A 12,837-nucleotide genomic window follows, 5' to 3' on the forward strand; every position below is an offset into this window, starting at 1 on the left:
GCCTGTGACGACTCCGACGCCTGTGACGACTCCGACGCCTGTGACGACTCCGACGCCTGTGACGACTCCGACGCCTGTGACGACTCCGACGCCTGCACCTGTAAAACCGACAGCGTTTGATGAAAAATTCTACTTGGTCAATAATTATGATGTTGCTAAAGCCGTTTTGACTCGTCAAGTGAAAAGTGCTTTGGAACACTACGAGACTGTGGGTAAAGCTCAAGGTCGGGCTAGCGCTCCTTCCCAGGTAAGCACTTTCAACATTACATTCGACTATCGGTTTGATACTGATGGGTTCTTCAATGACCCCAACCGCAAAGCTACTTTGGAAGCAGCAGCAGACTACTGGGAATCTGTCATCCTAGACGAGTTTCCTAATATTGCCACTGGTACCGAGTTTTGGGTACCAAATCCTCAAACTTCAAAATTGGAAAAGGTCGTTTTAGATAACGAAATCGACGATGTGTTGGTATTTGTCGGGGCTCGACCTATCAGGACTTTCGCGGTTGGAGTAACAAACAGTTCTGGTGCTGGTTATAAAGATGAAACCAGTTTTTCGTATGTTTTGCCCGATCGAGTAAATGGAGTCAATTATGAACCTTATTTAGGAAGTATTTCCTTTGGTTCTGATATTGCATATAGTGTTGACAAAACTCCATATGACTACAGCGATACTCCCAGTGAAAATGGTAATGAGGCTAGCCTTTTTATCACTGCCACCCATGAACTGGCTCATGTACTGGGGTTTATGGGGGCACCTATAAATAGTGCCCGAGTTAATGGTACATCTTTTAATGGTGTCAACGCCAAAGCCGTTAATGGAGGCAATCCCATTCCTGTAAGCAGTGCAACAGATATCACTCATCTAAGCAATATTACAACGCCATCAGGTGTATCGTCTCTGATGGGTAGTGGCGGTGCTTCATTTGCATTTATCCCCACAAAAGTTGACTTAGCCATTTTGGCAGATATTGGCTACAAATTTGACGGATTTACCGTTCAAGATTCAACGCCAACCACTGCAACTGAGGGAGATGATAACGTCATTGGCACAGATTTGCCTGATACTCTCAACGGTTTAGGTGGTAACGATCGCATTTACGGTGTCGCTGGCAATGATAGCCTGATTGGAGGTGCTGGGAATGACCTGCTCTATGGTGGTGGAGGTCAGGATACTTTTGTCTTTGGGGTAGCAAACGGTCAAGATGAGATAGGTGATTTAGCGACTGATGACAAGATACAGTTAGCTGCTAGTTTTGGTTTTAGCAGTGGATCTGATGTTTTAGCAGCACCAGGAAACTTCTTTAATGGCCCAAATTCTTTTACTGGAGAGCTTTTTTCTCGGATCACCCTCAGTCCTGGAAATACAATTCAAGTATTCCATAAAGATCCCCTAACTGCCGCAAATTTTATCATCCTCTAGTCTAGTCGTCAGACAAGTTGAGAATTAAAGCGATCGCCCTTAAGCTCCAAAAGTGCGATCGCTCTTTCCATTTACCAAAAGTAATCTTCCATGATTTAATTAAAAGCCAACTATTTTTTACTATAAAATAAAAGGCATTCTCAAAAATTCAAGTGACAAATAACATACCTAAATTACTTCCAGGTGAAAGCACAGTCGGACAGTTTGGCGACTTGAACAAAATCCGCCGTACAGGGGACAACCTTACACCCCACCATATTCCGTCCGATGCTTATATGAAACAAATAGGAATCTCTGGTTACACTAGAAACAAGGGTATTGCTATCTTGATGGAACAACCATATCCAGGAAGGGGTGGCCGTCATCGGCGTACACAATCCTATGGACAAAGACCAGACTTTAGTCTATCACCCCGGCAAGCTCTAGCTCGTGCGGTGTGGGATGTGCGATCGATTTATCGCCAAGATCGGCTGTATACACCACAAATTAGGCGGAATTTACAACAAGTCATCAAACAAAACAAACTGGCATGGTCGGGTAATTTTGAGAAAGTGGGAGAAATAAGATGAACGTTACTCAATTAATAGAAACATTAAATGCTAATAAATTTATGCGCTCTGATGAGGAAGTGATGAGTTTTGAATACGCTTTAGCCGAACTTGCCCTACATCCTAATAGCGAATATTTGCCAGAACTCTATCTGGTTTTAGATGACAGATGCGAACAACATGAAGTCATGTATGGTCTCATTCATTTTCTGGAGTCTTTTGAACTCAAAGACCAGTTGCAGGCGTTTATTGATAGCATAGACCGGATGATTGTTAATGCTAAAGAATGGAAAATGATTCTAATTTATGGAATTCTCAATCAGGATTTAGCCCGGAATTTATATAGCCAGATGTTACATTCTACAGATTCTCAAAATCGGGATTTATGTACGCATTTGCTGCGCGAAATAGCCGCTAATGAATCCCCTCCTTTATCTTCCCATGCTGAGTCAGTTATTTCCAGCGCAACTGCGATCGACATTAATATTGATGAAATTCAGAGGGATTTGTCGAGCTTTCTTAAACTCATCCAAGAGGGGAATATCTTGGTACTCTTGCAAGACGATCGGCCAATAGCCGAAATTAAACCTATCAAATAAAGCCTCTCGCGCAAGTACAGTAGATTGCGATTTACTGTTGGGTGGGGGCGGGTTTGTTAAGATTGTTTGTACTTGTTAGATATTGTTGGTGAACCCGCCCCTACAGAATTTAATCAGATACAATTCTGACTTAAATCGAAATGATTTCACTTCCCTTAATTACAGAACAAACTCGGCTCTACCTGAAAAAAAATTCCCAGAATCAAGGCCAGCTCTTTGCCAATATCTCCCTCACCATTAACCAATTCATACACTCTTTTTTCAGATCCAATGACTCCTACCAAATCCGCAGCCTTTAACTCTCTTTGTTCCATCAAAAACAGCAATATTGAATTAGGAGTAGCTGTGGCTCCCGGTGCATAGTATTCTTGCTCAAATTTTTCAATCAATGCAATCAGCAATTCATATAACTCATCTTCTTCTGGAGTGCGATCGCCCCGGTGCATCAACTCTTCCACCATAGCCAGAGCCTTCTCATTATCCGCTTCATTTCTAATTATTTTCGGCTGATACAGAGACAATAACTCTTTGTATTTATCTGGATTAAAAGTAAGGGTCATTTTTCCATTTCTCCTTATCATACTCAGCATGGGTGAGAATATATTTGATATAAATTAATTTGCTTTCATAATCAATACTAACAATTAATCGATAATTATTACCTTTGATATTAAAAACTATAAACCCTCCAACAGCTTCGGCTTTAGGAAAAACAGATTGTACCTCAATTAAATTAGACCATTTAGCCTTGCTAGCAATTTTAAACCAGTTATCCAAAGCTTCCCCGCAATCAGCATGAGTTTCGCTGTATTCACGCACCCGTCGGTAGCTGATTATGTGCATCTACTATACGCAATTTAAACTAAATTTTAGTTTAGCTCAACCAATTTCTTTGGTCAAGAGCGATCGCCCTTAATCTGCAAAAGGTAGAATAGGCCGGAAAGCCTGTTCCTAGAACCCCATTTGTGGAACAGACCGGAAAGCCTGTTCCTAGAACCGACAAAAAAACAGACTCTTTGTGGAACAGGCATCTTGCCTGTTCCTGACAAAAAGCCACAGAGATTACGAATCTCGATCGAGCTTCAGCACAGCCATAAAAGCCTCCTGCGGCACATCCACAGTACCCACAGACTTCATCCGCTTCTTACCCTTCGCCTGCTTTTGCAGCAACTTCTTCTTCCGCGAAATATCACCGCCGTAACACTTCGCCAACACATCCTTCCGCAAAGCCGGAATGTGTTCCGAAGCAATCACCTTCGCGCCAATTGTCGCTTGAATCGGCACCTTAAATTGATGGCGAGGAATCAACTCCTTGAGTTTTTCCGTCAACCCGCGGCCCACATTGTAAGCCTTATCGCGGTGTACGATCATCGCCAAAGCATCAACCGGATCGCCATTAATTAAAATGTCCATTTTCACTAACGGATTTTCGCGATAACCGATGAGGTGATACTCCATGCTCGCATAACCGCGCGATCGCGATTTCATCTGGTCGAAAAAGTCCGTCACCACCTCCGCCAAAGGCAACTCGTAAACCAGCGTAGTTCGGCCTTGACTCAGATACTTCATATCCATAAAAATGCCCCGCCGACTTTGAGACAGTTCCATCAGCGCGCCCACATAAGTTTCCGGCGACAGCATTTCTACCCGCACATAAGGTTCCTCAATTTTCTCGCGATACTGAGGATCGGGCAAGTGGCTGGGATTGTCAATTGTTAACACTTCTCCTTTAATTGTTGTGATTTGATAAACCACAGAAGGAGCCGTAACAATCAAATCCAAATTGTATTCTCTCTCCAGTCTTTCTTGCACAATTTCCATGTGCAGCAAACCCAAGAAACCGCAGCGGAAACCAAATCCCATCGCACTCGATGTTTCCGGTTCGTAAGAAAGCGCCGCATCGTTGAGTTCGAGTTTTTCTAAAGCTTCCCGCAAATCGGGAAATTGGTCAGCATCGATCGGGAACAAGCCGCAAAAAACCATCGGTTTTGCTTCTGTATAACCCGGCCAAGGCTCCGGTGCAGGCTTTTTGACCAAAGTAATCGTATCGCCGACGCGAGCATCAGCTACTGCTTTAATTGCCGCGCCCAGATAACCCACTTCCCCGGCGTGCAGTTCGTCTACTTGAACTTGAGTCGGTGAAAGGATGCCCAATTCATCGATGACATATTCCTTACCCGAAACCATCAACAAAACTCGATCGCCCTTTTTGACACTTCCGTCCATCACCCGGAAATACACAATTACCCCGCGATAAGGGTCGTAATAACTATCAAAAATTAGCGCCCGCAGCGGTTTGTCAACTGTATCCTGCGGCGGCGGCACCAATTCGACGATCGACTCCAAAATTTCATCTATACCAATTCCTTCCTTAGCCGAAGCCTCAATCGCCCCGCTACAGTCCAGACCGATAATTTCTTCAATTTCCCCTTTTACCCGTTCCGGTTCTGCCCCCGGCAGGTCAATTTTATTTAAAACTGGAATAATTTCCAGATTGTGTCCCAAGGCAAGGTAGACATTTGCCAGGGTTTGTGCTTCCACTCCTTGAGATGCGTCTACCACCAGCAGCGCTCCTTCGCAAGCAGCGAGCGATCGCGACACCTCGTAAGAAAAGTCCACGTGTCCGGGAGTGTCGATCAGATTCAGCACGTACTCCTGACCGTCTTTGGCAGTATAGTTCATCCGAGCCGCTTGCAGCTTGATCGTAATGCCGCGTTCGCGTTCGAGATCCATATTGTCTAAAAACTGCTCCTTCATCTCCCGTGCCTGCACAGTCCCAGTCGCCTGCAACAGGCGATCGGCCAAGGTCGATTTTCCGTGGTCGATGTGAGCAATAATCGAAAAATTACGAATGCGAGATACAGGGACGTTAGTCATGTTTTTTATCGAAGAGCTAATCGGCAAAGGATACTTTTTGTTGTATGATTACACAAGCAAGAGTGGAGTGCTTACTACTTCAACCTCTTACTGGGGATTGAGATGAAACCACAACTGAGGCAAACCTCAAGAGTATCAGTTATTAGCCTTTCAAGTGTCCGACCGAGCCCAGACACCCAAAAGGAAAAAACTTTTCTCTGTCTCATTGTACAGAAAGCTGTTAAGCGGTTGAGGAAAGGTGGGGTGCAAATCAGGGACTGCAAATATCTAGTCCAGTCGGTTGTCATCAAAAGAATTGAAACTTAAGAATTAAAACTAGGATTTTTTAACTATGAGCCAGTCAAGTATACCCCCCCACAGTTCGTCAGAAAAAGTGGAACTATCTATCCATATAGATTCTGAACTCCTAGACCAAATTAAGCACTTGACGAATGACCCCAGCAAAGTCATTGAAACAGCAATCAAGCAGTGGCTCAGAGGCGAGCGTCGCGAAGACGAGCTGGCTCTGAGTTTACGCCGCAACCCCCCAGTCCCGCCGCGTGGTGAATGGAACGACTGAGGTTTCCGGGTACGAGACGGCGCGCGCAAATCTGCTGGCTGTAAAGTTTCTGGCTATGAAATTTCGATCGCGCGAGCGATATCCTGCAGATTTCGCGGCGAAAGCTACAAGTTGTGGGCGAGCGAACTAGGCTAACTCACAACCTCGGAACTTTTCCAGGTGGTGGTTCGCAGCCTCATATTTTGGCGTAATTTTCACACTTGATAGTTAATCGGTGCAGATTCCTAATTTCTCAATCTTAATTTTTATCTTTAAATTACCCAAAACGGCTGAGAACGAATAGTTTTGAGTTTTGAGTTGAGTTCAGAATTAAATAATTAATGTTTTATGAGTTCATTGATGACTCAAAACTCAATAAGAGAAGCCTAAAATTTTTGCTAATTGTGAGTTTTTAGCGATTAATGTTTTAATTAAAAAGCCAACAACTTTTTAATTGATTACTAACTCACAAATTAACAGTATAAGCCCCAAACAATGGGGAGTCTTGAGATATTTATTAAAAACTCAAGACTCCAAAATCCGAACTACTTTCATCCCCTACTCTGATGGACTCTAACACAGATTTTCGGCGATCGAGCCTCGCCTCTACAGTTTTTTTTCAAGAGTTAGGGGCAGAATTAGTATTTACCCAAGACGCCTCTGGTCGATATCTATCTTTTTACTGGCAAAAAGCTGAGCAGTACAACCTTACAGCAGAACAAATTGTCGATCGCCCCCTCAGCGAAACCCTGCAACCCATCGCCCCAGCGCCTTATCTCGATATCCTGCGGCGGGCGCTCGAAACCCTCGTCCCGCAACGGTTCAGCTATCCATTTTGCCACGCCGGACAATATTTTCTCTTCGATTTGACACTCACTCCGGCGATCGACTCAAACGGCAAAGCTACAAAAGTCTTAGTTATGGGAAGGCTGCTGTCTGACAAACCCACAGACAGACGGCCCGACTCCCCAGAATTCATGCTCTATCGAGCTTTGCCATCTCCCTTGGACGCCCGCCAACAAATGTCGCTTCCAGCGAGCCGTATCCCCGGTCGATCGCTCCCTTCCTACTCCGAAATCGACCGTAAAATCATCTCCCAAATCGCTCAAAACCTGCACAAAACCCTCGATTTGGCCACCATTTGGCAGCAAACTGTTAACAGCTTGGGTCAAGTTTTAAACGCGAGTCGCTGCATCATCTGTTCCTACAAAAAAGACAGCGAAAATCTCGAAACATCCCCCTTCCTCGCCTCCGAAAATCAGCAAAAATCGACCGCCGCAGCCGAATTACAACAGTCAATAGCTAGCTACCCCTCGCCCCCGCTTTCTCCAACTCAAATCGAAAATCTCCAATCGAAAACTTTTAAAGTAGTAGCTGAGTACCGCCAAGAAGCTTACTCTTCTATGCTGGGAGTAGAACTGCGCGCAGCCGAACAGCCAGGGTGGATTCAAACTTTAGCTACCTTAAAACCAGTAGCAGTCGATTACGCCTCCCCCGCTACCGATCCCTTCCACCGCCATTCTGTGCTCATAGCAGCTACCTCCTATGAAGAACAACCCAATGCACTGATATGTTTGCACCGCTGCGGCAGTTCCCCGAAATGGAGTCCAGTCGAACTCGAATTCGCCCGCGAGTTAGTGGCTCAAGTCGGCAGTGCGATCGCCCACGCTACACTTTACCAAGAATTAGAACAAGCTCGCGCCGAAGCCGTAGCTCTTTCCCAACTTAAAAGTCAATTTCTTGCTAATACTTCTCACGAACTCCGCACCCCCCTCAACGGCATCCTCGGCTTCCTAAAACTGCTTATGGATGGCATGGCAGATGACCCCGAAGAAGCGCACCAATTTATCGAAGAAGCTTACCGATCAGCAGTACATTTGTTCAATGTGATTAACGATATTTTGGATGTCGCTAAAATCGAAGCTGGCAAAATGGAGTTAGACCTCGCTCCCGTCAAACTCGGTGAACTTTTGCAACAAGTTGAGGATTTTACACGGGTTCAAGTCGAGCAAAAGCGATTGCAATTTCAAATCCAAAAACCCCCTGTGGAGGACGAGATTATTGTGTACGGCAACTACCAACGCCTGCTTCAGGTAATCTTGAACCTCACGGGAAATGCGATTAAATTTACCGGGGAAGGGGGAATTCGCATCAGTGCCGAAATTATTAAGAAAAAGGTGACTGTTCACAACCAGCAGTTTCCCGGAATGGTGAAAATCCGAGTCGCTGATACTGGCATTGGCGTTTCTCTCGACAAGCAGGATAAATTATTTGAGTCGTTTTTTCAGGTGGATGGCGATCGTACCAGGCAATACGGCGGCACCGGTTTGGGGTTGGCTATTTCTCAAAAACTGGTAGAAGCAATGGGGGGTACAGTAAATTTTTACAGTATGGGAGAAGGACTCGGCTCGACGGTTACTTTTACTGTGCCTCTTTATCAAGAACCACTATTTAAAAATCAATCATCGGTAATTAATCATCAGTAATTGGTCATCTGGACGTTGAAGGAATCAGGAATCAGGAATCAGGAATCAGCAAAAATTAAGAAGCAAGAGGGAATCAGGAAGCCGAAAAAACAAACTGCGAGAGCGGTTCTCAATTTTCGTGAGGTACTCCTTAGTTTTCTTACCAATTACCAATTACCAAACTTTACCTGACTCACTTACAAATTGCTATATTCCTGTATTCGTAAGTTCCGTTGCGTGAATAAAAGTCATCGATAATTGGTAATTATCCTACAAACACAGTTCGATCGCCCACCAGCGTATCAATTTTGACTTTTATCCGTCGCCAAGCTCCCTCCTTGGGAGTTTTGGACTCATATCCATCACCCCCGCCACTTCCGAGCCCAACCCAGAATTGGCATAAATCAAATCCGGGGGATACGGATAACAGCAAATCTTTAATCTGTCGGCTGGCAGCTCACACCTCCGAGTAAACCCCCACAAACCGCCAACTTTACAAGAACTTAATGCCTACTTTTAGGACTGATTCAGCTTTCCAATCCCCTACTGTCAAGGACTTTTAAGAAAACAGGATGCTCTCCCTTCTATGTGAAAATCATAAAGATCTTGTAAAGACACCGCAAATACTTAGTAATGTTTGACGGTCTGTGGCAATATTTAAGTAGAATTACGTAATCCATGAGTCGGACAGCGGCAGGCTGGCAAATTCAGTAACTCCCTGCTCTGTTGCCGGAGTGGTAAACTTTTGCCAGTCTAGTAGAAAAAGGGTTGCTATGAATCAGCAAATATCAGCTCAATCGCAAAAGCTTTTACTCCAAATTGGCAGAAATATTCGTCGCACCTTGGATCTCAATACCATCTGGCAGCAAACAGTTAACAGTCTGGGAGAAACACTAGGCGTCAGCCGCTGTATCCTTTGTCCCTATGAAAGTTCTAGCCTGCAAGTCAAAGTAGCTGCTGAATACTGCCAAGAACCATTTTTACCCATGCTGGGAATGGAAATCTCGCTCACAGCAGCACCTCATTTCCTTCAAGCTCTAGCCACCCTCGAACCGGTGGTAGTAGACTCCTTTGCAGCCAATGACCCTTTTGGGCCGCAGTCGCTGCTAGTGGTGGCTACCGCTTACCAAGAGCAACCTAACGGCATAATTAGCTTGCATCAGTGCAAAGGTCGATCGTCCGGGAAGGGTAAGACCGATCAACCTTGGACTCAATCGCAGATCGAATTTGCACAAGAACTTGCCGAGCAAGTAGGAAGTGCGATCGCCCTCGCCACCTTGTACCAAGAGCGCAGCAAGCGAGTACAAGGACTATCCCAGCTCAAAAAGCAATTTTTGTTGAAGGCGTCCCACGAGCTCCGCACTCCCCTAAATCACATCATCGGCTATCTACAACTAACCATAGATGACCAAGCTGACGATCCCATAGAGGAGAGAGATTTTATCGAAGAAGCTCACCGTTCGGCTATCCACCTTTCTCAGGTAATTTCCAATATCTTAGATTACATTGAGTTAAGTGAAGCTTGCCAAACTCACGCAGAGTTAGCCACTTTCAGGAGTCAGGAAAAATCGGGGCATCAGTAAAGATTCGAGTGGCTTATTCAACAAGTCTAATATTTACCGTGCCAACAAGTTTTACCCTGAAAAAGCTGACACTTTATCGATAGATTCCCTCAATAAATTCGGTAGCTGGTTCATCAATTATTTTTAGGGAATTATAGTTTTACACGGTACAGCATAGCAACTACTACACGTAGTAGTCCGGTGTATTTATCATATTATGTCCGATCAAACGACTCCCATGGAATAGGTTATTTAACTAGGAAGGATATTGCACTTTCGCACTTTTAATGCTTTTAAATTGTGATTGGTAGAATTACCCGCCGCCCTTTTTTTTCGGAGTTTTTGGAGGGCTGACATAGCGCGCCCAAAAAGGTTCCTCCATATCTTTCATCGCTGCTAGTTTTTGGCGCTCTTCCTCTATGCGCTTGCGTTCTGAAAGATTAGAAAATATGTTGATACTACCGACAGTCTGGCCGCCCGCATCTCGCACCCGTGCGGCCCAAAGCCAAACATCGATCGAACTACCGTCTTTTTTCAACAAAGATATTTCCAAACCGTTTTGCGGTTTGCCATTAGACGCAGACTTTAGCAGCGCGTAAAAATCTTGCTTTTGGCCTTCAGGAATATTCGGTAAAGGTTTCCCTAAAACCTCAGCCGCAGTCCAGCCAAAAAGTTGTTCGGCGGCGCGGTTCCAAACAACGGTATTGCCGTCATTGCTGGTACAGTTAATCGCCAGCGGCGCCGATGCTATCTGGGCTTGTAAAACTTGGTTAACGAGTTGCAGTTTCAATTCTACTTGCTTGCGATCGGTAATTTCCTGACAAGCGCCCCACAAACGGACAACCCGTTCAGCAGTTTTGTCCCACACCACTTGCCAGTAGTCCTGCACCCAGCGCACCTCGCCTTTTTGATTAATAATGCGATACTCATTAGCTCCAGTGCGGCTGAAAGTACAGCCTTCTAATTGTTTAATTAACATTTCCCTGTCGTCGGGATGAACGAGTTCTGAGTTCCACCAACCAAACGATTCTAATTCTTCAGGAACCATCCCAGTGCAGCGCTCAAAAGCTTCTGTCACCCACTCGCAGGCGAACTTGCCGTCGGGCAGTCCCTTAAAAGAATAGGCAAAATCCGAAGTGATTTGCGACATAACTCTGTAGTGGAGTTCCGACTCTCGGACTGCGATTTCGGCTTGCTTTCGTTCCCCTATTTCTCGCGAATTAATTATAATTCCCTGTACACTAGAATCGTAAAGCAAACTGTTGCCTATCGACTCCATGTAGATCCAAGAACCGTCAGCGTGGCGTTTCCGATATTCGATTGTCCCCCCAATTCCTGGAGATTCTAACAACTTACCAAAATACGTCTGCCAAGCCAGCAAATCGTCTGGATGGATTAACTCACCGTGAAATTTGCCAATTCTTTCTTCTGGGTTGTAACCCAAAAGCCGCTGTAGGGCTCCGCTGTGGTATCGAACTCGCCCGTCGGAGCCGACAATGGTAATTAGATCGGGAGAATTACGCAGCATAGCTTGCAGTTTGGCTTCACTTTTAGTTAATGCTTGAGTGTCCCTGCGATGCTGGCTGATTTGTTTTTCCAACTGCTCCCGTAGCTGTCTGATTTGCCCTACTTGCTGGGCTACAGTGCGTTCCAAAAGGCGATTATTTTTTTCAATTTCAACGAGCTTTGCGGCGTTATTTGTGGCGCTTTCAAACAAGCGGCTGCCTGCCATTTCCTGTAGAGAATTTGATAAATCTTCCAAAACTTTTGTGAAAATTGCCTGTTGCGGGTGTGGCAATTCCCTAGCTTGTTCCTGCAATGTTTCTAAGTGTTTGTAAACAGTTTCTAGCATTTTATTAAGGGGGGAATCTAATAGTTGCCTGCGGGTGCAACCCCTAAAAAGCGGACACAAGTTTTTTCAACATAACCCATAACTAAGACTGGTGTCTGGCGATCGACCCATCGCGCTCTCAATAACCAGGCATTTTGGGACTTTCTCTTCAAATCATAGCAACCGATAGAGAAAGTAAATTCTTGTTGCGCCCTAATTGCCAGCCCAGCAGCAGCACCAAAAAGTGTTCGCCTGGAGTGCGGGTAACTCCCCTACCCAGTGAATGTGGGGCTTCTCGCGGTTAAGCTAAACTAGATGGGTGTCTAGAGAAAGAGGGATTTATGACAGAGCAAGCCAACGCTCGCGATTTGTTTCGCGCTGCTTACGAACACCGCTACACCTGGGATGCCAATTTTCCCGGTTACAGTGCCGATATTGAACTCAAACAGGGCGACGAAGTATATACGGGTCATGTTTCCATCAAACCCGACATGAGCGTGGAAGTCAGCGGCATTGAAGATGAGGAAGTGCAGCAAAGCGTCTACACCCAAATGCGCGATATTGTCACCCACCGCAAACGATCGACATTTGAAAAATCTCACGGCAAAAATAGCTTCACCCTGGGCGAGAAAGACAGCACCGACGCTGTGGACATCTTGGTGCAAGGCGACTCAATGGGGTCTAATTATAAAATCCGAGGTCTCTCAATTTGTCAAGTCAGCCGGGTGATGGGCCGCATGGCTTTCGTAATTGACACGCACAAAAGCTTAGAGACACCCGAAGGTTCTTTGGCCAGTCACTACGATGCCGTTTTCCGCAACCCCCAAACCGACGAAATCATCAAAGAACTCGAATTTGAAGATACCTTTGAGAAGATAGGCGACTATTATGTCATGACAAAGCAAGTAGTTCGATCGAAAGAAAAAGGTCAATTGACAACAACCGAGTTCAACTACTCCAACGTCAAACTGCTAGAACCAGCAGTAGTGTAGCG

Annotated in this window: 11 protein-coding genes; 7 read left to right on the forward strand and 4 right to left on the reverse strand. The window is 45.2% G+C overall.

Annotation, left to right across the window (positions count from 1 at the left end; translation table 11 throughout):
- From QUB44_RS12630 to QUB44_RS12640, 3 genes are all read left to right on the forward strand, one after another.
- The coding region (locus tag QUB44_RS12630) for a calcium-binding protein (protein ID WP_445299896.1) at window positions 1–1,423 on the forward strand (1,423 nt) is incomplete at its 5' end.
- A gap of 152 nt (window positions 1,424–1,575) precedes the next feature.
- On the forward strand, window positions 1,576–1,992 hold the full coding sequence (locus QUB44_RS12635) for a hypothetical protein (RefSeq protein ID WP_333367546.1): 417 nt from the start codon (window positions 1,576–1,578) through the stop codon (window positions 1,990–1,992).
- Window positions 1,989–2,570 carry an Imm30 family immunity protein gene (locus tag QUB44_RS12640; protein WP_333367550.1) on the forward strand — a complete coding sequence of 194 codons (582 nt, stop codon included), beginning with the start codon at window positions 1,989–1,991 and terminating at the stop codon, window positions 2,568–2,570. The genes QUB44_RS12635 and QUB44_RS12640 overlap by 4 nt, the downstream gene beginning before the upstream one ends.
- Window positions 2,571–2,725: 155 nt before the next feature.
- On the opposite strand, the gene QUB44_RS12645 is transcribed toward QUB44_RS12640, so the two are convergent.
- From QUB44_RS12645 to lepA, 3 genes are all read right to left on the reverse strand, one after another.
- Window positions 2,726–3,130: a transcriptional regulator gene (locus QUB44_RS12645; protein ID WP_333367554.1), complete on the reverse strand. Its 405-nt coding sequence runs from the start codon at window positions 3,128–3,130 to the stop codon at window positions 2,726–2,728.
- A complete protein-coding gene (locus QUB44_RS12650; RefSeq protein WP_333367557.1) occupies window positions 3,114–3,413 on the reverse strand; it encodes a type II toxin-antitoxin system HigB family toxin in 300 nt (99 codons plus the stop codon). The genes QUB44_RS12645 and QUB44_RS12650 overlap by 17 nt, the downstream gene beginning before the upstream one ends.
- A 219-nt stretch (window positions 3,414–3,632) precedes the next feature.
- Entirely contained in the window at window positions 3,633–5,447 is a 1,815-nt protein-coding gene (gene lepA / locus QUB44_RS12655; RefSeq protein WP_333051855.1) for a translation elongation factor 4, read from the reverse strand.
- A gap of 331 nt (window positions 5,448–5,778) precedes the next feature.
- On the opposite strand from lepA, the gene QUB44_RS12660 reads away from it, so the two are divergent.
- The 3 genes from QUB44_RS12660 (at window position 5,779) to QUB44_RS12670 (ending at window position 10,033) form a co-directional block, all read left to right on the forward strand.
- Window positions 5,779–6,006, forward strand: a complete 228-nt coding sequence (locus QUB44_RS12660; RefSeq protein WP_333167632.1) for a type II toxin-antitoxin system CcdA family antitoxin — start codon at window positions 5,779–5,781, stop codon at window positions 6,004–6,006.
- Window positions 6,007–6,551: 545 nt separating this feature from the next.
- Window positions 6,552–8,471 (forward strand): ATP-binding protein, encoded by a 1,920-nt coding sequence (locus tag QUB44_RS12665; protein ID WP_333367561.1) that lies wholly within the window; start codon window positions 6,552–6,554, stop codon window positions 8,469–8,471.
- A gap of 752 nt (window positions 8,472–9,223) precedes the next feature.
- Window positions 9,224–10,033: a GAF domain-containing protein gene (locus QUB44_RS12670; protein WP_333367564.1), complete on the forward strand. Its 810-nt coding sequence runs from the start codon at window positions 9,224–9,226 to the stop codon at window positions 10,031–10,033.
- A 292-nt stretch (window positions 10,034–10,325) separates the two neighbouring features.
- Here the strand turns inward: QUB44_RS12670 and QUB44_RS12675 are convergent, their stop codons facing one another.
- Window positions 10,326–11,864, reverse strand: a complete 1,539-nt coding sequence (locus QUB44_RS12675; protein WP_333367567.1) for a PAS domain S-box protein — start codon at window positions 11,862–11,864, stop codon at window positions 10,326–10,328.
- A 320-nt stretch (window positions 11,865–12,184) separates the two neighbouring features.
- Here QUB44_RS12675 and QUB44_RS12680 point away from each other — a divergent pair, with 320 nt between their 5' ends.
- Window positions 12,185–12,835: a DUF3386 domain-containing protein gene (locus tag QUB44_RS12680; protein WP_333367570.1), complete on the forward strand. Its 651-nt coding sequence runs from the start codon at window positions 12,185–12,187 to the stop codon at window positions 12,833–12,835.
- The last annotated feature ends 2 nt before the right edge of the window (window positions 12,836–12,837 follow it).

Source organism: Microcoleus sp. AT3-D2, from assembly GCF_036705715.1.
GTDB lineage: Bacteria > Cyanobacteriota > Cyanobacteriia > Cyanobacteriales > Microcoleaceae > Microcoleus.